We start from the raw sequence: 21,292 nt of genomic DNA on the forward strand, positions 1-21,292 counted from the left end.
ATGGCGCGCCTGTCGCGCCGACCGAGGATCTCATGAGCCGCGTCACCGTCATTACCGTTGCCTATAATTCATCCAAGATCCTGCCGGGGTTGTTGGCCTCCCTGCCTGAGGACGTGCGCTGCATCGTGGTGGACAACGGATCGGCAGATACCGATGCGACCCGTCGGCTTGCAGAAACCCATGGCGCGGAATTGGTGGTCTCTGAGACGAATATCGGCTTCGGGCGAGGGTGCAATCTGGGCGCTGCACACTCCAACAGTGAGTTCCTGTTTTTCGTGAACCCCGATGCCAGTCTGGCCTCCGGCGCCATTCAGGTGCTTTTGGCGGCGGCAGAGGCCCATCCTGAGGCCAGCGCCTTCAACCCACGCCTGCGCGAGGGGGATGGCAGGCTCGCGTTCAAGCGCCGCAGCAAGCTGCTCCCGAAATCCCACTGGTTGCCACGCAGCGCGGCGGAGGCCGATTGCGAGCTTCCAGTTCTGTCAGGCGCCGCCATATTTGTGCGCCGCGCGGCATTTGAAACCATCGGCGGCTTCGACCCGAAGATCTTTCTGTTTCACGAAGATGATGACCTCAGCCTGAGATTGGCGCGGGACTGTGGCCCCTTGCGCTTGGTCACCGGCGCTGAGGCGACACATCTCTTTGGAGAGTCCACCGTGCGCTCTCCCCGTACCGCTTCACTCAAGGCCTGGTACATGGGACAGTCGCGGGTCTATGCGGCCCGCAAACACGGCCTGCCAGGGGCATATGCCCGCGCGCTTTCAGATGCGCTGTTGCAGCTTTCGTCACCGTTGACGCTCCTGTCGAAGCGCAAACGCGCGAAACATTGGGCCTATCTTCGCGGCGTTCTCGTGGCTTACCAGCAAAACACCGCCAACCTGCCCCTGCCCTGGGGCTGACCACGCAGTTGTCGCCTCCTCGGCAACACGCTATGAATTGCGCCTCTCTTCTGGCCGCCCGTTATCCTACTTTGTCTGTGGTGAACTGATACGGCCTTTCAAACAATTGAGCCGTTTGCCACCACGTCTCGGCAGTCTGTTCTTCGCGCAACCGTACTATGATCACATTCTGGCGCGTAAAAAGCGGACCCATATCGGCGCCGCTCCACAAACCAACAAGGTCGCAATCTACCTTATTTTCCCACAAACCGGCGTTCTGGCCTCGCACAAAGTGGCGCTGCGCTATCTGATCGACAATGGCTATAGCCCGGTGGTTGTGTCGAACCTACCGCTATCTGACACCGATAGGGACGAGTTGACTGCACTGTCATCGCGCATCATCGAGCGTCCGAACTTCGGCTATGATTTTGGCGGGTATCGAGATGGGGTGCTTGAGGTCATCAACGAGTTCAAATCTGTTGAACGGCTTGTCTTGTTGAACGACTCCGCCTGGTTCCCGCTCCCGAACTCTGGTGATTGGCTGCATGAGGCCGAAGCGCTGAAACTGGATTTCGTCGGTGCGGCCAGCAACTATGGCCATGAACGCGTCGATCTCGAAGACTACAAGCAGATCCGCTGGAGCTATAGTTGCGATCACCGCAACTTTCACTATTGCTCATTTGCGCTGATGATCTCTGAAAACGTTCTGAAGTCACCGGCCTTCCGGCGCTTCTGGCGCAAATTCCCGCTGACGAACAACAAGACGGTGACCGTTCGTCGGGGCGAGATCGGGTTGAGCAGCTGGATTATCTCACATGGGTTCAGTCATGGCAGTACGCTGGATATTTCGGACCTCGACACGGAGCTGGCCGGCCTCTCGGACACGGAATTGACGGCCGTCGCCCGGGACACCATCATTCCCGAAATGCCGCGCGCCAAGGCGTTGAGAGAGGAGCTCATGTCCCGTACGGCCACACGGGAAGAATTGATCGGCTTCATCCTGACGGCCGTCGCCCGTCAAGGGATCAGCTACACCCAGCCGCGCCTGATGCATCAAAGCCGTGGTTTCGCGTTTCTGAAGAAATCGCCGATCTGGCTGGACGAAGACGCCTCCGATTTGACGCTGCGCTTTGTTCGCGATCTGGACGGCCCGTTTGGTGACACGATCCGAGACGAAGCCCTGAACCTGAGACAAACCCGCGGCAAAGCTTTTGCTGCCTCAGCCGACGCGGCATAACGCGGCAAGATCGGTCACCGCATGCAGCACACGGTGACCGATTGAGATTTTACTCCGGCGCCTTTGTCTTGCGCAGGTAGGGGAATATCGTCTCGAACTCGCCGAATTTCGCTTTTGCATCCTCATTGGACACCGACGGTGGGATGATGACATCTTCGCCCGGCACCCAGTTAGCCGGGGTGGCAACCCCCTTGGCGGAGATCTGCAAACCGTCCAACGCCCGCAGAATTTCCGCGAAGTTGCGGCCCACGGTCATCGGATAGGTCATGGACAGCTTCAGCTGCTTGTCCGGACCGATGATGAAGACGGACCGCACGGTTGCGCTGTCGGCGGGGGTACGGCCATCAGGCAGATAGGCCTCGGCGGGCAGCATGTCGAAGGCCTTGGAAACCGCAAGACCCTCATCCGCAATGATCGGGAAACCGGCTTCGGACTTGCCGTAGCTCTCGATGTCGCTCTTCCACTTGCGGTGGTCCTCGGCGCTATCGACAGAGACACCGATGACCTTGGTGTTGCGCTCTGCCCACTCCGTGCTCAGTTGCGCCACTGCAGAAAACTCTGTGGTGCAAACCGGAGTAAAGTCCTTGGGGTGAGAGAACAGAATGGCCCAGCTGTCGCCGATCCAATCATGAAAAGTAATGGTGCCCTGATCGGTTTCTGCCGTGAAGTTCGGCACTACGTCATTAATACGCAAACCCATTTGAGTGCTCCTCCTGTATCAAGTCGCGTGAATCGCTGCGCCAAACCTACTCCGTTTCTGTCCGGGTGAAAGCATATTGCCCATTCACGTCCGTTTTTGTCGCAGGTCACCAAATCTTCCGCAGAAAATACAAGTTCAATACGCTGACGAAACACGGTTTCATGAGGCGCGAGATCTGACGCCGGAATTTGATCAAAAATCCGACTTGTAGAGAGCTGCGGTCACTGACACACTGCCCGCAACGCGCCGAAGACCGGCCAGATTCAATACCTGATAGGGGAGCTGAAACATGCTTGAGAAACGTGATTTTTACATCAATGGTCAGTGGGTTGCCCCCTCTGCAGCCAACGACTGTGCCGTCATAGACCCATCCACAGAAGAAGCCTGCACGGTGATCTCTCTGGGCGCACAGGCCGACACGGATGCTGCCGTTGCTGCTGCGAAGGCAGCATTGCCCAGCTGGATGGCGACCCCTCCTGCTGAACGTATCGCGCTCGTTGAGAAGCTGATCGAGGTCTATAACACCCGTACCGAAGAGCTTGCGCAATCCATGTCCACGGAGATGGGCGCGCCGATCGATCTGTCCCGCAGCGGCCAGGTCGGTGCCGGCAGCTGGCACCTCGATGGGTTTGTGAAAGCGGCGAAAAACTTCGAGTTCGAACGCCCCCTTGGCGATCATGCCCCCAACGACCGGATCATTTACGAAGCGGTCGGCGTGACGGCCCTGATCACGCCGTGGAACTGGCCGATGAACCAGATCACGCTGAAGTTTGGCGCCGCGGCAATCGCGGGCTGCACCATGGTACTGAAACCGTCCGAACAAAGCCCGCTGAACGCGATGATCTTTGCCGAGATGGTCCATGAGGCGGGCTTCCCTGCCGGTGTGTTCAACCTTGTGAACGGCGATGGTGCGGGCGTTGGCACGCAGCTGTCGTCGCACCCGGATGTGGATATGGTGTCCTTCACCGGCTCCACCCGCGCGGGCACCGCGATCTCCAAGGCGGCCGCTGACACGCTGAAAAAGGTGCATCTGGAACTGGGCGGCAAAGGTGCGAACCTCGTGTTTGAGGACGCCGATGAAAAGGCCGTGAAACGTGGTGTGCTGCATATGATGCAGAACACCGGCCAGAGCTGTAACGCACCCTCGCGGATGCTGGTCCAGAAGGGCATCTATGACCGTGTGGTCGAAGAAGCCGCCACAGTCGCCAACAAGGTCGAGGTCGGCCCCGCCTCGCAGGAAGGCCGCCATATCGGTCCCGTCGTCAATGAACTGCAGTGGACCAAGATCCAGGACCTGATCCAACAGGGCATCGATGAGGGCGCACGACTGGTGGCAGGCGGCACCGGTCGTCCGGATGGGCTGAACAAAGGGTACTACGTGAAGCCCACGGTCTTTGCCGATGTGAACAACCAGATGACCATCGCGCGCGAAGAGATCTTTGGCCCGGTGATGGCGATCATCCCGTTCGAGACCGAGGAAGAGGCGGTCGAGATCGCCAATGATACGCCTTATGGCCTGACCAACTACGTCCAGACGCAGGACGGCGCGCGCGCCAACCGTCTGGCGCGAGCTCTGCGCTCCGGCATGGTGGAAATGAACGGCAAATCCCGCAGCGCCGGTGCGCCCTTTGGAGGCATGAAGCAATCCGGCAATGGTCGCGAAGGCGGCGTTTGGGGGCTTGAGGACTTCCTCGAGGTGAAGGCCGTTGGCGGCTGGACGCCGGAAGCCTGATCCCGCACGAAGATTGACATCAGGAACCGCCCTTCGGGGCGGTTCTTTTTTGCCGTGGTGCAGTCATCAGCAGGGCGTCTTTAAACATTCATCAAAACTTGCAAGACTTTGACCAACGGTACAGCGTTTTAGCACCGTGGATTGAGCCCAGCCCTGCGCCAGGCTTGCCTCAGTGAGGAGGTGCGCAATGGATTTTAGCGATGCTCTGGGCGTGGATCTGTCCGCCGACCAGACGGCGGAGACAATTATCCGATCAGTGGCCAGTGCCGAGGCACCCGTGGTCACCGCACTGGTTGCAGTCCCCGACCCGGCGCTGATCTGCGAAAAACTGCTGCGGTTGCAACGGTACTGCAGCATTGTTCCTCGCCTTGAGATTGCCGAGGTGACCACGCAGGCCATCACCCTGGCAGCGGGGCCACACGACGAACCACCGGACCTGAAATGCGCCGCAATTCTGCAGGGGGTTCTGGAACGGGCGGGGTTCAAATTTGTTTCGGCCCAAGGGCGGAAAATCCGGTGGAAGAATGCCCCGGGCATTCCCACGCCGCCTCCCTGCGAATCTGCGCAACTGACGGATCATCTGGTTCAATTGATCGCCTCGGACCTTTCACGCGCCTGGCGCATCGAGGACGCAGCCCTGCATCTTGGCCTCTCCACCCGCAGCCTGCAGCGTTATTTGCACGCCGAAGGGGGGACATTTTCGATCACCTTGCGACAGGCGCGAACGGACCGGGCAGCCGCACTTTTGCGGACCAGCAGCCTGAGCCTCGCGGAAGTTGGATTTTACTGTGGCTATGCAGATCAGGCGCATTTTCAGCGCGAGTTTCACAGACAGATCGGCACGACGCCGCGCAAGTACCGGATCAAACAGCACGCCCAAAGGCGTGTCGATTAGAATGGGGCTTTGCTACGGAACTTGTGAGAGGCGCCACCTTCGGGATGTTTGAGCCGCAGCTCCTCCGAGTGCAGCATCATACGTGAATGCTCTCTCGCCGCACCGCTGGCATAGAGCGGATCCCCGAGGATTGGATGACCAAGTGACAGCGTATGAACCCGCAACTGATGCGACCGCCCGGTTTTGGGAGACAAGCGCACACGGGTTTCGTTTTCGCCGTAGCTGACGACCTTCCACTCCGTCTCCGCCGGTTTGCCGGTCTCAGCGCAGACTTTTTGCAGCGGACGGTTGGGCCAATCCACGATCAGCGGTAGATCCACCGTCCCGCTGCGCGGTTCAAGATGTCCAACCAGACGCGCGACGTAGGTTTTCTTCGTCATACGCTTTTCAAACTGCAGGCCAAGATGCCGTTGCGCATGCGGTGTCATCGCAAAAACCATCACCCCTGAGGTATCACGGTCCAAACGATGTACCAAAAGCGCCTCCGGAAAGGCGGCCTGAATGCGGGAGATCAGGCAATCGGCCAGATGCGCTCCCTTGCCGGGCACGGAAAGCAAGCCGGCAGGTTTGTTCACCACAAGCAACTGCGAGTCGTGATGCAGAACATCAAGCGGGTCGCTCGGCGGGCAATATTCGCTGGATACGGTCATGAGCCGCTGCCTAGCTGTGATCGGCGTGCCAAGCAAGCATCAGTCTGCGCGCGGGCCTCAGGCCTCACGTGCGGGTGCCGCCTCGGTCAGGGCCGCGCGTCCCTTGCGCCGCATCTCCCGCAGCAGAGAGACCGAATAGATCACCAGCGCCACCCAGATCAGCGGGAAGGCTACCATGCGAGCGCCACCAAAGGGCTCCTTGAACACAAAGACCGCGACGAGAAAGATCATCGTCGGCGCAATATACTGCAAAATTGCGATGGAGGAGAGCTTCAGCAGCTTGGCGCCATTGGCATAGATGATCAGCGGCACCGCCGTGACCACACCGCACCCCAGTAGCAGCAGCGTGTCGAACTGCACGGAGGCAAAATGGCTCTGCCCAGTGGCGGTCAGATAGCCGATGTAGCCCAGCGCCGGAATGGTGAGGATCAGCACCTCCAGCAGGAAGCCCTGATTGGGACCGATGGGCAGGGACTTCTTGAAGAAGGCATAAAAGCCCCAGGATACAGTCAGCCCCAGCGCCGCCAGCGGCAACCGCCCGGTTTCCACGGTCAGGATGATCACCGCAAGGCTGGCGAGGCCAACCGCAACCCACTGCGCCCGAGTGAGGCGTTCGCCGAGCAGAAGCGCGCCCAGCGCAATCGAGAACAGCGGGTTGATGTAATACCCCAGCGCCGCCTCCAGAGCGTAGCCCGACCCGACGGACCAGACATAGATGCCCCAGTTCACCGAAACGAACGCCGCGGTGACGCAGCCCATGGCCAAAACGCGCGGGCTGCGCAAGGCAGCCTTCAGATCCGACAGACGGCCCAGCATGATCAGCAGGATACCGGCGATCGGCACCGACCAGATCACCCGATGCGCGACCACTTCGGTGGGGGGAATATGGGCCAGCAGCTTCATGTAGAGCGGTAGGAAGCCCCAGAGGATATAGGCCGTCAGCGCAAAGGCGAGGCCCTGGGGCGTATCCACGTTTTCTGGTTTGCTGCTCATCGCCGGGCCTCCTCCCCAATCCGAATCGACCGTCCGGCAACGTGCCGTCAACGACTTAACAAATAAAAGAAAACCGCAGCGCCGCCAAAAATATGGGCGCTGCGATCGTGTCGGCGTAGCAGATGTATCAGGCTTTTACACGCTCCGACTTGGGGTCATACAGCGGTTTGAGGGAGACCTCTGCCCGCACCCTCGTGCCGCAGACATCAATCTCGTAGGTGGAGGCCAGCACATCCGCCGCGGCCTCGCCCTTGCACGGCACATAGCCAAGACCGATCGCCGCACCAAGGGTATGACCGTAGTTGCCCGACGACAGGTAGCCCACGCATTCCCCGTCCCTCAGGATCGGCTCGTTGTGAAACAGCAGGGGCTCCGGATCGGTCAGGCGGAATTGCAGCAGACGATTGTGCGGTCCGCTCTCCTTGCGTTCGGCCACGGCAGCACGACCGATGAAATCGCAGCCCTTGTCGAGTTTCACCGCAAAGCCGAGCCCCGCATCCACCACGTGATCCTCGCAGGTGATGTCATGGCCGTAATGGCGAAAGCCCTTCTCGATCCGGCAACTGTCCATCATATGCATGCCGCAGAGTTTCAGGTCGAGGTCCTGCCCGGCCTGCCACAGGGTCTCGAACACATGCCCGGCCATGTCGGAAGAGACATAGACCTCCCAGCCCAGCTCTCCCACATAGGTGACCCGATGGATGCGGGCGAGGCCCATGCCGATCTCGATCTCCTGCGCGGTGCCAAAGGGGTTCACGGCGTTGGAAAAGTCATTGGGCGAGACCTTCCGCAGCAGCGCGCGTGCATTGGGCCCCATCACCGCCAACACGCCCTCGCCCGCCGTGACATCGGTGATGACCACGTTGAAGGCACCGCGGTGGCGCATCATCCAGGTCTGATCCGCCAGCCGCGTCGCAGCGGGCGTGACCACAAGATAGGCCGTCTCAGACAGGCGGGTGACGGTCACATCCGCCTCGATCCCACCGGTGTGGTTGAGGAATTGGGTATAGACGATCTTGCCCACAGGCACCGAATAGTCTCCACCACCGATGTAGTTCAGGAAGGCCTCCGCATCCGGCCCCTCGACGCGGATCTTACCAAAGGAGGACATGTCGTACATGCCGACATTCTCGCGCACGGCACGATGTTCTTCGGCAGAGTTCTCAAACCAGTTCTGGCGCTTCCAGCTGTATTTATAATCCTTGTCCTGTCCCGGCGCGGCAAACCAGTTGGCGCGTTCCCAGCCCGCCAACTCGCCAAAGACCGCGCCCTGTTCTTTCAGCTGATGATGGAAGGGCGTGCGGCGCACCCCACGCGCGCTGGCCTTCTGGCGATAGGGGAAATGGTCCGCATACAAGAGCCCCAGCGTTTCCTTGGAGCGTTCGAAAAGATAGTGCCTGTTGCCCTGGAAAGGCTGCATTCGGGAGATGTCCACGTCGCCGAGGTCAAAGGGCTTCTCGCCCGCCTCCATCCACTGCGCCAGCGCCATTCCGGCACCACCTGCAGATTGAATACCGATGGAGTTGAAGCCGGCGGCGACCCAGACATTGTCCATCTCCGGCGCGAGGCCGAGGTGATAGGCATCATCGGGCGTGAAGCTCTCCGGCCCGTTGAAGAAGGTATGAATGCCTGCCTCGACCAGCATCGGCATGCGGTTCACGGCGGCCTCAAGGATTGGCTCGAAGTGGTCGAAATCCTCCGGCAGCTGGTCGAACTCGAAACTTTCGGGGATGCCCGTCATGGCCCAGGGTTTGGCGTTGGGCTCAAAAGCGCCAAGCAGGATCTTGCCCGCGTCCTCCTTAAAGTAGGCGCATTCATCCGGCACCCGCAGCACCGGCATCTGGGTCAGGCCCGCAATGGCTTCGGTCACGATGTAGAAATGTTCGCAAGCATGCAGCGGCACATTGGTGCCCGCCATGCGGCCCACTTCATGCCCCCACATGCCAGCACAATTCACCACCATATCGCATGCAATGTGGCCCTGCTGCTGCCCGTCATCAGAGTGCCAGTCCACCCCGGTGACACGGCGGCCCTCCCGCTGAATACCGCTGACCTTGACGCGTTCTTGAATGATCGCGCCGCGTTGCCGCGCGCCCTTGGCCAGCGCCAGTGCGATATTGGCCGGGTCGCCCTGCCCGTCCCTGGGCAACCAGACCCCGGCGGTGACATCCTCGATATTCAGGTGATCATATCTGGCCTTGACCTCATCGGGCGAGATTTCCTCCACCTCGACTCCGAAGGCCCGCGCCATGGCGGCCTGACGGAATATCTCCTCGCGGCGCTCCTCGGTGAGGGCGACGGTGATCGAGCCGCAACGTTTGAACCCGGTGGCAACCCCGGTTTCCGCTTCCAGCGCGCCGTAAAGCTCCTGACTGTATTTGGCGAGCTTGGTCATATTGGCTGTGGCGCGCAGCTGCGCGATGAGGCCTGCGGCGTGCCATGTGGTGCCGGAGGTGAGCTGTTTACGCTCCAGCAGCACCACATCCTGCCAGCCCAGTTTGGTCAGGTGATAGGCGACGGAGCAGCCCACGACGCCGCCACCGATAATGACAACACGGGCCTGTTGCGGAAGTTGGTTCATTGGTCTGCTCCTTCCCGTTCGGAAAATCGTATCTGGGGCGCACCACCGCGAGCGGGGCGCCGCCTCTTGCCACGAGGTCGCAGTGCGGCAAGTTAGACGAGGCGATGCCCTGCGGCCCTGAGGCGTCGGGCCAGCTCGGCGATGTGGTCGGGACCGACCTCGCAACAGCCGCCGACAATTGTTGCGCCCGCGGCAACCCATTCCATTGCATGATCGGCATAGTCCTGCGGACCAAGATCAACCCGTCGGCTGAGGGCGTCGACGGTGGGCGCGTCCTGCAGAAACCCTTCGGCGATGCCGTCAAAGCCATTGGCAAAGGCCCCAAAGGGCAGATCGGAGGTCTTGAGAATCGCAAGCGCCGGCAGGATGGCCTCCGGGCGGGAGCAATTGATCAGCACCGCGGCGACCTCATAGGTCTGAAGCAACGGCAGAACATCCGACAGCGGCTCGCCCGAACGCAAGCGCGCGCCATCCTCATCCATCACGCTGAAGGCCATCCAGACGGGTTTGCCCAGATCAGAGATGCCGCGCAGTATCCCTTCGGCCTCCTGCACCGAGGACACCGTTTCCGGCAGCAGCAGGTCGACGTGCGGCGCCATGTATCGGGCGATTTCCCGAAAGGCGGTTGCCGCGACCTCCGGGTCGGGCTTCAGATCAGGCCGATAGGACGCATAGAGCGGCCCCAGCGCCCCGGCCAGACGCGCCCCCGGATACGCGGACTGCGCCGCTTTGGCCTGTGTCAGAGCCGCATCGAGCAGGGGAAGCAGTTGCTCCTCCTCGTCGATCCGCGCCAGCCGCGACCTGTGTACGGCGTAGGTGTTTGTGGTCGCCACCGTTGCCCCCGCCGCGAAATAGTCGCGATGGAGCGTGCCCACCAGATCGGGCGCCTCCATCATCACGGCGGTGGACCAGAGCGGCGTGGCCTTTGCCCCTCTGCGGCGAACCAGTTCCTGCCCGATGGAGCCATCCAGAAGCGTAATCTCGGTCATGCGCGCAGCCTTTCGTTGTGAGGATCCCAAAGGGGTTGGTCGGGCTGTACGGTGGCGCGGTGCTTGCGGCCGTAGATCTCCACCTCCAGCTCCGTGCCCGGCGTGGCAAGATCGGCGCGGACCATGCCCAGCGCGATGGAGGTTCCCACCCGGTAACCCCAATCACCCGAGGTGGTTTCGCCGACGATCTCGCCGTCCTTCCAGAGGCAGGACATATAGGGCGCGTCGGCCTCGCCTGCCTCGACCACCAACGTGACAAAGCGTTTCTGCGCCCCCTGCTGCCGCTCCTGCTGGAGCGCGGCCTTGCCGGGGAAGTCCTGCGGCTTGTCGAGTTTCATAAAGCGGTCCAGCCCGCCCTCAAGCAGACTGTAGTCGGTCGAGAGATCACCCTTCCACGCACGGTAGCCTTTCTCAATCCGCAGGGAATTCAGCGCATACATGCCGAATGGCTTCGCGCCCGCCTCCCGGATCGCGGCGTAGATCGCGGGCATGTGGTCGTTCAACGCGTGAACCTCCCAGCCAAGCTCACCGGCGAAGGAGACTCGGACCAGATAGGCGGGGTGACCCGCCACCGTGGCGGCCTGATGGCTGAGCCAGCCCAGCGAAAGATCGGCGTCGGTGAGCGGCGCAAGGATTTCGCGGGATTTGGGGCCGGTGACGATCAGCGTGTCGCGGCAGGTGCTGAGATCCTCCACCGTGACGCCGGCGGGCATGGCGGCGCGCAGTATGTCCCGGTCGTGCCATTGGGCCGAAGCGGCGGTGATCATCGTGAACTCATCCTCGCCGCTACGCAGGCAGGACATTTCCGTCAGGATACGCCCCCGGCTGTCGGCGATATAGACGAGGTTCATCCGGCCCGCCTTGGGCAGGCCGCCGGCGATGAGGCCGCGCAGGGCCTCTGCCGCGCCATCACCCGAGACTGCAAACCGCGAAAACCCCGGCAGGTCCAGCACGCCGCAGTGGTCGCGCACCGCTTCGCATTCCTCGCGGATGCGCTGCTGCCACGGGCCAGCGCGGCCCCAGGTATGGGTGGCCTTTTGCGATATGTCATCGCCCGGCTGTGCAAACCAATTGGCGCGCTCCCAACCGTTGTAGGCGCCCATCTGGCCGCCCTGCGCGATGACCTGTTCGTGCACCGGCGAGCATTTCTTGTTCCGCCCGGCGGGCCATTCGTGACGGGGGAAGTGCATGGCGTATTCGTTGCCGTAGACCTCCATGCCCTTTTTCACGCAGTAGTCGTGATCGGTGTAATCGGTGAACCGGCGCGGATCGCAGGACCACATGTCCCATTCGGTCTGCCCGTCGACAATCCATTCCGCCAGCACCTTGCCCGCGCCGCCACCCTGGGCGATGCCGAAGGTGAACACACAGGCCTCAAAGGCATTCTTCACACCGGGCATGGGGCCAAGCAATGGCAACCCGTCCGGCGCGTATGGAATGGGGCCGTTGATGACGCGCGACACGCCGGAGGTGGCCATCAGCGGCACCCGCTCCATGGCGTCGGTGACGATGTCCTCGATCCGGTCGAGGTCATCCGACCAGAGCTGGAAGGAGAAATCCTCCGGCATCGGATCGCTGTCCGTGTCCCAATGGGCGCAGCAGTTGGGCTCGTAGGGGCCGAGGTTGTAGCCGTGTTTCTCCTGCCGCAGGTAGTAGGAGACATCCACATCGCGCAACAGCGGCAGCTTGCGCCCGGTTTCCTTTGACCAGGCCTCGATATCCGGGATTTCCTCGGTCAGCAGGTACTGATGCGACATCACCATCATCGGCACGCTGCGACCGCCGTAGGGCTTGAACCACTCCCCCACGCGCTGCGCATAATATCCGGCGGAATTGACCACGTAGTCGCAGGCAATATCGCCCTTGTCGGTGTGCACGACCCAGCCGTCGTCGGTCTGGGTGACACCGGTGGCGGGGCAGAAACGGATGATCCGCTGCCCCATATCGCGCGCGCCCTTGGCCAGCGCCTGGGTCAGCTGCGCCGGGTCGATGTCGCCATCGTTGGGATCATAGAGAGCCCCGGTCAGGTCGTGGGTCTCGATGAAGGGATAGAGCTCCTTCACCTCCTCTGGCGTCAGGATCTTGATATCCATGCCCTGATAGCGCCCCATCGCGGCGGCGCGCTCGAACTCCTGCATGCGCTCGGTGGAATGCGCCAGCCGGATGGATCCGGTCTGATGGTAGTTCATCGGATAGTCGACCTCGTCGCCGAGGCGGGCATAAAGCTCCGTCGAGTAGCGCTGCATGTTCATGACCGACCAGGAGGTCGAGAAGGTCGGCACATTGCCCGCCGCATGCCAGGTAGATCCCGCCGTCAGCTCGTTCTTTTCCAGCAGGACACAATCGGTCCAGCCTTTCTGGGCCAGATGATACAGCGCGGAGCAGCCGACAACGCCGCCCCCGATGATGACCACGCGGGCCCGTGTTGGAAAATCAGACATGGTCGGCTCCCTGTTGACGTTTATCGGGGGTCAGTCCTGTTGCGGCAGCCCGTCGGCGATCTTGTAGTAGTCGCCCTTGTCCGCAACGAAGATGTGCTTCTCCAGCGTGAGGCCGGTGGAATTGCTCACCGCCCCGAGGGCAAAGCTGGTGGTGTCCTCATCCAGCGCTTTCCAGAACAGGAAAGACCCGCAGGTGGCGCAGAAGCCGCGCTTGGCGTTTGGGCTGGAGGCAAACCAGGACACGGTGCCAGTGATGGTCAGATCCGTGTCCGCCACATAGGCCGAGGACCAGATGCCGCCCGACTGGCGTCGACACTGGCCGCAGTGACACATGGATGGCCCCATGGGGGCGGCCTCGGTTTCGAAATGGATATTGCCGCAGAGACACTGGCCTTTGATCATGAGGAAACCTCCAGATTTGGTGTGCTGCTGGCACCCAGAAGAACACCGTAAATGATGAAACAGATCGCCAGCAGACGGCGGATCCAGATGTTGAAAACCGCTGCCAGTGCTGCCCGGCCCATAATCACGCCAAGGAGCGTGAAGCCGGTGTAGCTGAGCGTGGTCAGCGTCAGCGCGGTCGGCATGATGACCGCCATCTGCGACCAGATCGGCACGTCCGGCTGCACGAATTGCGAGAATGCTGCCAGATAGCCCGCGACGCTCTTGGGATTGATCGTCGCCACCGCCAGCGCGTGCAAATAAACATGCCGCGCCGGGCGCTCGGCGGAAGGCGCGGGTTTGGCCGCATTGCGCCACCCCCGGATGCCTTGAAAAATCAGGAAACCCGCCCCGATCAGTTTGGCCACAAAAAACGCGCTCGGTGAGGCCGCGATCAGCGCTGTCACGCCCAGCGCCGAAAGGATCAGAAACCCCGAGGCCTGGGTCAGGATTGCCAGCACCCCGAGCATCGCCTTGCCGAACCCGAGGTTCATGCCGTTGGAGATGCAATTGACCGCATTGGGCCCGGGTGTGGTCACAAAGACCAGCCAGAACAGGGCAAAGAGGGTCCAGGCGTCAAAGCTCATGTCAATACACCGGCGGCGCGATGACCCAGACGGCGACACAGGCCTCGTCATAGGGGTTGGCCCATTGGAACGGCTCATTCCGGATGCGGAAACTGTCGCCGGGACCGACGGTAAAGCGACGATCCGCGATCTGCAGGTCGAGGCGGCCGGAAATCACATAAGCGACCTCCTGCGTCGGGCGATGGGCCCGCGCCTGCATGCGCGCGTTTGGGGCGAAGGTGGAATGCACCATCTCGAAGTCATCGGTCAGATCGGGGGAGAGCAGTTCCTCGATCAGCCCTTCTTCACCGGAGCCCATGGGCCGCCGGGCCTCTGCGCGCACGATGTAGCCCTGCTCCTCGACCGGTGCGGAGGCATGGGCAAACAGCATCGACATCGGCACTTCAAGACAGGTCGCCAGCTGCCGCAGGTCAGAGATCGACGGTTCCGACAAGTCCCGTTCCACCTGGCTGATCCAGCCCACCGACCGGCCCATGCGCGCGGCCAGATCGGCGATGGTGATCCCCCGCGCCCGTCTGAGCGCGCGCAGATCGGCGCCAAGCGTTGTGAGAGCCGGGGTGTGATCGTTCAAGGCGACCTCCGCAGAATGGTGAAATTTACCTTATAAATTTCATGATGCCTGATTCCTATGAAATTTGAAAGGGAAATTTCACAGGAGGGTTGGAGGGGTCATCTGTCGTCAGACAGGCAGAAAAAAACCGGCACTGAGGCAGCGCCGGTTATTGTACTAACGACGGGAGCATTCAGAGCCTGCCAAACACGCTCTCCAGCAGTGCAGCCAAGCAATCCGCATCCTCCTGCGTAAATGCGCCGGGCTGGTCGCTGTCGATGTCGAGGACACCGATCACCGCTCCGACACCGTTGCGCACCGGCAGCACGATTTCGGATCGGGTGGACGACGAGCAGGCGATGTGACCGGGAAATGCCTCAACATCCTCGACCAGCTGTACTGTATCTGTGCGCGCCGCCGCGCCACAGACACCGCGCGCGAAAGGGATGACCAGACAGCCGTGCCCACCCTGATAGGGGCCAATCTTCAAAACCTCCGGCTCGGTGACGCGATAGAAGCCGGTCCAATCAAAGCGATCATCAGAGTGATGCAGCTCGCAGGCCAGCGTCGCCATCAACGCCACCTCGTCGGTTTCGCCTTCGGTCAGCGCAGCCACTGTCTTGGCCAGATCCTGGTAGTTCACCCGCATTTCAGATTTGCCTTTCCTGAATGTGACAGGAAGAGGCGCGCCCCTCCCTGTCGTGATGCGTCAACCGATAGGATGCGCCAGAACCGAGGTCAAACCCGTTCAATCGCGATGGCTGTACCCTCGCCGCCACCGATGCAGATTGCTGCGATGCCGCGTTGCAATCCGCGCTTCTCCAGCGCGTTCAGCAGCGTCACCATGATCCGCGCACCCGAGGCCCCGATCGGATGACCAAGCGCACAGGCACCACCGTTCACATTGATCTTCTCGCGCGGCACGCCCATTTCGCGCATGAAGGCCATCGGCACCACGGCGAAGGCCTCGTTCACCTCCCAGAGGTCCACATCCTCCACGTCCCAGCCGATCCGGGTCAGCAGCTTTCGCGCCGCCGGCACCGGCGCGGTGGTGAACCAGCCCGGCGCTTGTGCGTGACTGGCGTGGCCAAGGATATACCCGCGAACCGGCAGCCCACGCGCCGCGGCGGCCTCTTCGGACGCCAGAACCAATGCCGCTGCCCCGTCGGAAATCGAAGAGGCATTGGCCGCCGTCACCGTACCATCGGCACGGAACGCCGGTTTCAGGGTCGGGATCTTGTCGGGGCGCGCCGCGCCGGGCTGTTCATCAGTGTCGGTCACCACCTCACCCTTGCGGGTTTTGACCGTCACTTCAGTTATTTCGCCCTCGAAGGCACCACTTTCCTGCGCCGCCAGGGCGTTGGATAGCGACCCCAGCGCAAATGCATCCTGATCTTCGCGGCTGAATTGATAATGTTCGGCGCAATCCTCGGCAAAAGTGCCCATCAAGCGGCCCTTGTCATAGGCGTCTTCCAACCCGTCGAGGAACATATGGTCGATGACCTGACCATGGCCGATCCGGGCCCCGCCGCGCATCTTGGGCAACAAATAGGGGGCGTTGGTCATGCTCTCCATGCCCCCCGCAACCATCACGTCGGCCCCGCCAAGCGCCAGACGGTCAAACGCCATCATCGCCGCTTTCATGCCGGAGCCGCACATTTTGTTGAGCGTGGTGGCCGGCACCTCTTCGCCCAGCCCTGCGGCAAAGCCTGCCTGCCGCGCCGGGGCCTGCCCCTGCCCTGCTGGCAGGACACAGCCCATCAGCACTTCGTCGACGGTGGTGGCCCCTGCTCGCTGCAGTGCAGCCTTGATGGCCGCCCCGCCGAGGTCTGCCGCTGTCACCCCATCGTAAATTCCCTGAAAACCGCCCATCGGTGTTCGCGCCGCGCCCGTGATCGCAATCCTGGCCATTCCGTCAACTCCTCCAAATTTCTGAACTATCCATACTGAATGATAACATTTAAGGTCTAGGGTGAGTTCCAAATATGATGACCCGAGGAACACTCTATGAGCCTTACAAGCACGGAAGCAGACGGCGCACAGGTGGTGACGGTTAACGCCCAGCGCATTGATGCAGCCATGGCCATCCAATTCAAAGAAGACATGCGCACGGAGACGGAGGCGGGGCCGACACGTGTGATTCTCGACTTGTCTTGCGTGGATTTCATCGACTCCAGCGGTCTGGGCGCAATCGTCGCCGCGATGAAGCAGCTTGGCAAGGATCGCAAGCTGGACCTGGCCGGCCTGACCCCGAAGGTCGACAAGGTGTTTCGGTTGACCCGAATGGACACGGTTTTCAATCTTTATGACACGCTGCAGGACGCGCTCGATCCTGAACACGTCGAGACTTAAACCGACCAAGATCGTCTTTGGAGATCGAACTATATGGTTGAAACTTTTGCCTGTTCCTTCAGGGCGACCGAGCTGGATGCCAGGCGTGGCGTCATTTCGGTGGTCCATCGGTTGAAGGACATGGGTGTCCCCGACACCCGTGTCGACGAGGTGCAGATCGCCCTCGCCGAAGCAGTCAACAATGTCGTCGAACACGCCTATTCCGAAACCACCACAGGTGATGTGCTGATCCGATGCAACCTACACTCGGACCGTCTCTGGGTGGAAATTCGCGACGCGGGTATGCCTTTTCCGGACACAAAACTGCCGGAAGGAAAGCCCGCACATGTCGACGCGAGCACACCGCTAGAGGATCTGCCCGAAGGGGGGTTTGGTTGGTTCCTGATCCGCGAGTTGGCCAGTGACATTCAGTACAAGCGCAATATGGACAACAATCAGTTGTCGCTGTGTTTCGAAATCCAACTCACGAAGTGAACCGGGCAAATTGCTCCAAACCGCTATTTGCGCAGCATTTGTTTCAGATCCGCATGAACTCGCTCACCCAGCCACAGATCCGACACATTAAAGGCCCGCGAGCGCCCAAATGCTGAGCAAAAACTCAACGTAGAGCTGATCTATAGCTTGCCCCGGCGCCGTGTATTTCTGCCCCCACCTGTCGCGTGGCGCCGGGGTTTCGGCAGTCTGCGCAGTGCCACGCATTCAAGCGCAGCAATCCGGCCCCTCCCGCGTTTTGCCATTGCCTCCAGTTTCAGGACCACTACGCTTCGGTCCCAAACAGGAGAAAACAGGAATGCGTGATTTCCAGAAACCGGGCCGCTCTGCGGTTTTCGCCCAGAATGGCATATGCGCCACTTCGCATCCCTTGGCTGCCCAGGCCGCCATCGACATTCTGAAGCGTGGCGGCAATGCGATGGATGCGGCAATCGCTGGCGCGGTGCTATTGGGGATTTGCGAACCACAGATGACCGGCATCGGCGGGGATTGCTTTGTCCTCTATAATCGGGCGGGCGAAAACAGGGTGCGCGCCCTGAACGGATCCGGTCGGGCCGCCGCAGCCGCGCATGCGGACCACCTGCGCACTCAAGGGCGCCAGACCGTACCGTTGAATACCTCGGATGCCGTCACCATCCCCGGTGCCATGGATGCGTTCTGCCGCTTGGCGGAAACAGAAGGAAAACTCGGCCTCGATGCCATTCTGGCCCCCGCCATACACTATGCAGATGAAGGTGTGCCCGTTGCCCCGCGCGTTGCATTTGATTGGGGCAATGAAGCGTCTACCCTGCAGGGCTCCGCGCGGGAGGCCTATCTCTTTGACGGCAAGGCGCCGACACAGGGCGACATCTTTCGCGCTCCCGGACAGGCCGAGGTGTTACGCCGGGTCGCCAAGGACGGGCGTGATGCATTCTACACCGGAGAGATCGCGGACGACATGATCGCCGCCCTTGCGGCGCGCGGTGGTGTGCACACCGCAGATGATTTTGCCGCGACGGAGGCCACGCCCACAGATCCGGTCTCGGGTCACTACAAAGGGACAGACCTGCTGGAGCATCCGCCCAACGGTCAGGGCGCCACCGCGATCCTGATGCTGAACATCCTGAAGCATTTCGACATCGCAGCCATGGACCCCAACGGTGCTGAGCGCGCTCATATCGAAGCTGAGGCAGCAAAACTCGCCTATGATGCCCGAAATCGCTTCATTGCGGACCCGGATCACATGTCCCGTCTCGACCATATGTTGGCATTGGACACGGCAGAGCGTCTGGCCGCATTGATCGACCCGAAACGGGCCATGGCCGCGCCGCAAGGCGTCAGCGAGGCAGTGCACAAGGATACCATCTACATCACCGTTGTTGATAGGGACCGGATGGCCGTGTCGCTGATCTACTCGATCTTCCACGGATTCGGATCCGGCATTGCGTCGGAAAAGTTTGGGATCCTGCTACAGAACCGGGGCGCGGGATTCTGCCTCCAGCCCGGGCACGCCAATGAACTCGCAGGCGGCAAGCGCCCCATGCACACGATCATCCCGGCGATGCTGGCAGAAAACGGTCGCATCACCATGCCATTCGGCGTCATGGGCGGCGCGTACCAGCCCAACGGGCATGCGCGGTTTGTGTCTAACCTGAAGGATTTCGGCATGGACCCGCAGACCGCAATGGACGCACCACGGGCGTTCTCCGATGCAGGCACGCTGAAAGTTGAGCGAGGTTACTCGGATAAAGTGAGAGCCGAGCTCACCGAAATGGGTCACAAAGTCGACGTTTCAACCACCGCGATCGGCGGCTCGCAAGCCATCCAGATCCACGCCAATGGCGTTCTGGAAGGGGCAAGCGATCCCCGCAAGGATGGATGCGCGATCGGATACTAACGCGACAGGACAGGACGTCGGGGGACGCCCCCGGCACCTGTCTCGCGTCGAACGGCGTCAGTTCAGATGATACTGCAGCTGATAGTTGCCGTCATTAAACCCGGTGAACATCTCGTGCAGGTCAGGATGACTGACCGGTTCGCCGGAATAATCCGCAACCAGATTTTGCTCTGAGACATAGGCAACGTAATAGCTCTGATCGTTTTCGGCGAGCAGGTGGTAATAGGGTTGTTCCTTGGCCGGACGGCTCTCCTCCGGGATCGCCTCATACCATTCCTCGGTATTGGAAAACTCCGGGTCCACGTCAAAAACGACGCCGCGGAACGGGTGCTTTCGATGACGGACGACCTGGCCAAGATTATATTTTGCGCGCGTCTTCAGCATGTTTGTCGGCCCTCTTCTCTCCCTGTACTAACGGTTTCCGTCCTCGGTTGTCCAACCTTGGTGGTGACAATTTGCAGAAACAGTCTGTCAGGCCGCCAACGACAGTTCCACAACCCCCTAGTTTCACGTCAATTTTTAACAATCGGCGGGAAATGTGAGCGCTATTCATTGGGGATTTCCTCCCTGATCGCAATTGGCTAAACTGCCAAAAAAACAGAGGCAGAGGCAATGAGCAGAATCATAAGTGCCCTGGTGCTCCTGTTGGCATTGGCCGCCTGTGGTGGTGGATACAAATCCCCACCGCGAAATTTGGACAACGCCTGCAGCATTATCAACGAGCGCCCGAAGTATTTGCGTGCGTTCCGCGCGGCAGAACGCCGGTGGGGTGTGCCGGTGCATGTGCAGATGGCAACCATACATCAGGAAAGCCGCTTTGATGGCAGGGCCCGCACACCGCATAAATATGCGCTCGGCATCATCCCGATGGGCCGCATTTCCAGCGCCTACGGCTATGGCCAAGCTCTGGACGGCACCTGGGAAGACTACAAGAAAGACACCGGCCGTCGCTCTGCACGCCGGGACAAGATTGATGACGCCACGGATTTCATGGGTTGGTACATGACGCGCAGCTACCAGCGCAATGGCATCCAGCTAAGCGATGCGCGCAATCAGTATCTGGCCTATCACGAAGGTCACACGGGCTACGCGCGCGGCAGCTACAACAGAAAGAGCTGGCTGCTGGGCGTCGCGAACAAGGTCGAAGCGCGCTCCAATGCCTATAAGGTTCAATTGGACAGCTGCCGAAAATTCAGGTGAAGAACTGCCCCACGCCAAATGGTGTGGGGCAACCTATATCAGCGGTCGCGTCTTGGACGTGAGATGCTGAACAGGCTGGATTTAAACGACATCCCCGTTTTCATATCACCGAGAATGACCGTGGTCGTCTCGCCAGCGCTGCCGTGGATAACCCATTTTCGCAGCTGTACCGGCGCATCGGTGAACATCATTTCGATGCTGCCATACTCAGGGTTCTTAGGGTCCTGCGCACGCACCACGGTGGACACCCCATCAAACCCATGTCCGACAACCATATTCGCGCGCCCCAGATTCACGTTCCGCGCCAGGATGATCGACAACGGCGTACGGCTGAGCGGATAGGTCTCTGGTGGCTGGTTTGATTTCGGGTCCATGATCGCGACGGTCCCGGCCTCCGCCAGCACCAACCCGGAATGTGGCGGATCATATTCAAACCGCACCTTGCCCGGACGGCGAATATAAAGCTTTCCGGTCGACAGGCTGCCGTCATCGTTCACCTGAGTGAAGTCTGCCTGGGCAGTGGCAAAACTGTTCATATAAGAGGAAATCTCGTTCAGGCTCAGCTTCTCCGCCGCGGTTGCAACGGTGGAAGCCAATGTGGTCGCGCCGAGCGCGAGAGCAAAGACAAACTGTTTCATAACTTAGAAGATATGCGCCTCAGGGCCAAAGTGAAGAGGCCGGGCACAGCGCCCGGCCTTTTG

Annotated in this window: 21 protein-coding genes; 8 read left to right on the forward strand and 13 right to left on the reverse strand. The window is 60.8% G+C overall.

Translation table 11 applies throughout. The annotated features are described in order from the left end of the window. The first annotated feature begins 32 nt into the window (after nucleotides 1–32). On the forward strand, nucleotides 33–896 hold the full coding sequence (locus R1T40_RS15190) for a glycosyltransferase family 2 protein (RefSeq protein ID WP_317384718.1): 864 nt from the start codon (nucleotides 33–35) through the stop codon (nucleotides 894–896). 115 nt (nucleotides 897–1,011) lie between these two features. Next, the gene (locus R1T40_RS15195; protein ID WP_317384719.1) at nucleotides 1,012–2,112 is read left to right on the forward strand and encodes a rhamnan synthesis F family protein; all 1,101 of its coding nucleotides are present in this window, start codon (nucleotides 1,012–1,014) and stop codon (nucleotides 2,110–2,112) included. Nucleotides 2,113–2,161: 49 nt separating this feature from the next. Here R1T40_RS15195 and R1T40_RS15200 read toward each other — a convergent pair whose 3' ends face one another. After that, entirely contained in the window at nucleotides 2,162–2,812 is a 651-nt protein-coding gene (locus tag R1T40_RS15200) for a peroxiredoxin (protein WP_106162653.1), read from the reverse strand. Between the two features lie 289 nt (nucleotides 2,813–3,101). Between R1T40_RS15200 and R1T40_RS15205 the strand changes: the two genes are divergently transcribed. Next, nucleotides 3,102–4,544 carry an aldehyde dehydrogenase family protein gene (locus R1T40_RS15205; protein WP_317384720.1) on the forward strand — a complete coding sequence of 481 codons (1,443 nt, stop codon included), beginning with the start codon at nucleotides 3,102–3,104 and terminating at the stop codon, nucleotides 4,542–4,544. Between the two features lie 187 nt (nucleotides 4,545–4,731). Then, a complete protein-coding gene (locus R1T40_RS15210; protein ID WP_317384721.1) occupies nucleotides 4,732–5,439 on the forward strand; it encodes a helix-turn-helix transcriptional regulator in 708 nt (235 codons plus the stop codon). Here R1T40_RS15210 and R1T40_RS15215 read toward each other — a convergent pair. The 10 genes from R1T40_RS15215 to R1T40_RS15260 form a co-directional block, all read right to left on the reverse strand. Continuing rightward, nucleotides 5,436–6,089, reverse strand: a complete 654-nt coding sequence (locus R1T40_RS15215) for an RluA family pseudouridine synthase (RefSeq protein WP_317384722.1) — start codon at nucleotides 6,087–6,089, stop codon at nucleotides 5,436–5,438. The genes R1T40_RS15210 and R1T40_RS15215 overlap by 4 nt on opposite strands. Nucleotides 6,090–6,146: 57 nt before the next feature. Beyond that, nucleotides 6,147–7,082, reverse strand: coding sequence for an EamA family transporter RarD (gene rarD / locus R1T40_RS15220; protein ID WP_106162649.1), 936 nt, complete (start codon nucleotides 7,080–7,082; stop codon nucleotides 6,147–6,149). A gap of 127 nt (nucleotides 7,083–7,209) precedes the next feature. After that, nucleotides 7,210–9,663 carry a GcvT family protein gene (locus tag R1T40_RS15225; RefSeq protein WP_317384723.1) on the reverse strand — a complete coding sequence of 818 codons (2,454 nt, stop codon included), beginning with the start codon at nucleotides 9,661–9,663 and terminating at the stop codon, nucleotides 7,210–7,212. 92 nt (nucleotides 9,664–9,755) lie between these two features. Beyond that, nucleotides 9,756–10,652, reverse strand: a complete 897-nt coding sequence (locus R1T40_RS15230; RefSeq protein ID WP_317384724.1) for a homocysteine S-methyltransferase family protein — start codon at nucleotides 10,650–10,652, stop codon at nucleotides 9,756–9,758. Beyond that, nucleotides 10,649–13,093: a GcvT family protein gene (locus R1T40_RS15235; RefSeq protein WP_317384725.1), complete on the reverse strand. Its 2,445-nt coding sequence runs from the start codon at nucleotides 13,091–13,093 to the stop codon at nucleotides 10,649–10,651. The genes R1T40_RS15230 and R1T40_RS15235 overlap by 4 nt, the downstream gene beginning before the upstream one ends. Before the next feature lie 30 nt (nucleotides 13,094–13,123). Continuing rightward, the gene (locus tag R1T40_RS15240; protein ID WP_317384726.1) at nucleotides 13,124–13,495 is read right to left on the reverse strand and encodes a GFA family protein; all 372 of its coding nucleotides are present in this window, start codon (nucleotides 13,493–13,495) and stop codon (nucleotides 13,124–13,126) included. Then, nucleotides 13,492–14,121 (reverse strand): LysE family translocator, encoded by a 630-nt coding sequence (locus R1T40_RS15245; RefSeq protein WP_317384727.1) that lies wholly within the window; start codon nucleotides 14,119–14,121, stop codon nucleotides 13,492–13,494. The genes R1T40_RS15240 and R1T40_RS15245 overlap by 4 nt, the downstream gene beginning before the upstream one ends. 1 nt (nucleotide 14,122) lies before the next feature. Then, nucleotides 14,123–14,692, reverse strand: a complete 570-nt coding sequence (locus R1T40_RS15250) for a helix-turn-helix domain-containing protein (RefSeq protein ID WP_317384728.1) — start codon at nucleotides 14,690–14,692, stop codon at nucleotides 14,123–14,125. A 172-nt stretch (nucleotides 14,693–14,864) separates the two neighbouring features. Then, the gene (locus R1T40_RS15255; RefSeq protein WP_317384729.1) at nucleotides 14,865–15,320 is read right to left on the reverse strand and encodes a GAF domain-containing protein; all 456 of its coding nucleotides are present in this window, start codon (nucleotides 15,318–15,320) and stop codon (nucleotides 14,865–14,867) included. Between the two features lie 89 nt (nucleotides 15,321–15,409). Then, entirely contained in the window at nucleotides 15,410–16,582 is a 1,173-nt protein-coding gene (locus tag R1T40_RS15260; protein ID WP_317384730.1) for a thiolase family protein, read from the reverse strand. Between the two features lie 96 nt (nucleotides 16,583–16,678). On the opposite strand from R1T40_RS15260, the gene R1T40_RS15265 reads away from it, so the two are divergent. The 3 genes from R1T40_RS15265 (at nucleotide 16,679) to R1T40_RS15275 (ending at nucleotide 19,391) form a co-directional block, all read left to right on the forward strand. Next, the gene (locus tag R1T40_RS15265; RefSeq protein WP_317384731.1) at nucleotides 16,679–17,023 is read left to right on the forward strand and encodes an STAS domain-containing protein; all 345 of its coding nucleotides are present in this window, start codon (nucleotides 16,679–16,681) and stop codon (nucleotides 17,021–17,023) included. A gap of 33 nt (nucleotides 17,024–17,056) precedes the next feature. Next, complete coding sequence (locus R1T40_RS15270; RefSeq protein WP_106162639.1) at nucleotides 17,057–17,497, forward strand: ATP-binding protein; 441 nt, start codon at nucleotides 17,057–17,059, stop codon at nucleotides 17,495–17,497. 316 nt (nucleotides 17,498–17,813) lie between these two features. After that, nucleotides 17,814–19,391: a gamma-glutamyltransferase family protein gene (locus tag R1T40_RS15275; protein WP_317384732.1), complete on the forward strand. Its 1,578-nt coding sequence runs from the start codon at nucleotides 17,814–17,816 to the stop codon at nucleotides 19,389–19,391. Nucleotides 19,392–19,448: 57 nt separating this feature from the next. On the opposite strand, the gene hspQ is transcribed toward R1T40_RS15275, so the two are convergent. Then, nucleotides 19,449–19,775 carry a heat shock protein HspQ gene (hspQ, locus tag R1T40_RS15280; RefSeq protein WP_317384733.1) on the reverse strand — a complete coding sequence of 109 codons (327 nt, stop codon included), beginning with the start codon at nucleotides 19,773–19,775 and terminating at the stop codon, nucleotides 19,449–19,451. A 228-nt stretch (nucleotides 19,776–20,003) separates the two neighbouring features. Between hspQ and R1T40_RS15285 the strand changes: the two genes are divergently transcribed. Continuing rightward, on the forward strand, nucleotides 20,004–20,591 hold the full coding sequence (locus R1T40_RS15285) for a transglycosylase SLT domain-containing protein (protein WP_106162636.1): 588 nt from the start codon (nucleotides 20,004–20,006) through the stop codon (nucleotides 20,589–20,591). A 38-nt stretch (nucleotides 20,592–20,629) separates the two neighbouring features. Here the strand turns inward: R1T40_RS15285 and R1T40_RS15290 are convergent, their stop codons facing one another. Continuing rightward, complete coding sequence (locus R1T40_RS15290) at nucleotides 20,630–21,229, reverse strand: LolA family protein (protein ID WP_317384734.1); 600 nt, start codon at nucleotides 21,227–21,229, stop codon at nucleotides 20,630–20,632. Nucleotides 21,230–21,292: the final 63 nt, after the last annotated feature.

Source organism: Tritonibacter scottomollicae (genome assembly GCF_032924845.1).
Lineage (GTDB): Bacteria > Pseudomonadota > Alphaproteobacteria > Rhodobacterales > Rhodobacteraceae > Epibacterium > Epibacterium scottomollicae.

Coding starts and splice junctions, on each gene's coding strand:
- R1T40_RS15270 (WP_106162639.1), top strand. CDS start 17,057: ATGGTTGAAACTTTTGCCTGTTCCTTCAGGGCGACCGAGCTGGATGCC.
- R1T40_RS15245 (WP_317384727.1), bottom strand. CDS start 14,121: ATGAGCTTTGACGCCTGGACCCTCTTTGCCCTGTTCTGGCTGGTCTTT.
- R1T40_RS15275 (WP_317384732.1), top strand. CDS start 17,814: ATGCGTGATTTCCAGAAACCGGGCCGCTCTGCGGTTTTCGCCCAGAAT.
- R1T40_RS15230 (WP_317384724.1), bottom strand. CDS start 10,652: ATGACCGAGATTACGCTTCTGGATGGCTCCATCGGGCAGGAACTGGTT.
- R1T40_RS15225 (WP_317384723.1), bottom strand. CDS start 9,663: ATGAACCAACTTCCGCAACAGGCCCGTGTTGTCATTATCGGTGGCGGC.
- R1T40_RS15205 (WP_317384720.1), top strand. CDS start 3,102: ATGCTTGAGAAACGTGATTTTTACATCAATGGTCAGTGGGTTGCCCCC.
- R1T40_RS15200 (WP_106162653.1), bottom strand. CDS start 2,812: ATGGGTTTGCGTATTAATGACGTAGTGCCGAACTTCACGGCAGAAACC.
- R1T40_RS15215 (WP_317384722.1), bottom strand. CDS start 6,089: ATGACCGTATCCAGCGAATATTGCCCGCCGAGCGACCCGCTTGATGTT.
- R1T40_RS15235 (WP_317384725.1), bottom strand. CDS start 13,093: ATGTCTGATTTTCCAACACGGGCCCGCGTGGTCATCATCGGGGGCGGC.
- R1T40_RS15255 (WP_317384729.1), bottom strand. CDS start 15,320: ATGCGGGTGAACTACCAGGATCTGGCCAAGACAGTGGCTGCGCTGACC.
- R1T40_RS15265 (WP_317384731.1), top strand. CDS start 16,679: ATGAGCCTTACAAGCACGGAAGCAGACGGCGCACAGGTGGTGACGGTT.
- R1T40_RS15290 (WP_317384734.1), bottom strand. CDS start 21,229: ATGAAACAGTTTGTCTTTGCTCTCGCGCTCGGCGCGACCACATTGGCT.
- R1T40_RS15260 (WP_317384730.1), bottom strand. CDS start 16,582: ATGGCCAGGATTGCGATCACGGGCGCGGCGCGAACACCGATGGGCGGT.
- R1T40_RS15190 (WP_317384718.1), top strand. CDS start 33: ATGAGCCGCGTCACCGTCATTACCGTTGCCTATAATTCATCCAAGATC.
- R1T40_RS15240 (WP_317384726.1), bottom strand. CDS start 13,495: ATGATCAAAGGCCAGTGTCTCTGCGGCAATATCCATTTCGAAACCGAG.
- hspQ (WP_317384733.1), bottom strand. CDS start 19,775: ATGCTGAAGACGCGCGCAAAATATAATCTTGGCCAGGTCGTCCGTCAT.
- R1T40_RS15210 (WP_317384721.1), top strand. CDS start 4,732: ATGGATTTTAGCGATGCTCTGGGCGTGGATCTGTCCGCCGACCAGACG.
- R1T40_RS15285 (WP_106162636.1), top strand. CDS start 20,004: ATGAGCAGAATCATAAGTGCCCTGGTGCTCCTGTTGGCATTGGCCGCC.
- rarD (WP_106162649.1), bottom strand. CDS start 7,082: ATGAGCAGCAAACCAGAAAACGTGGATACGCCCCAGGGCCTCGCCTTT.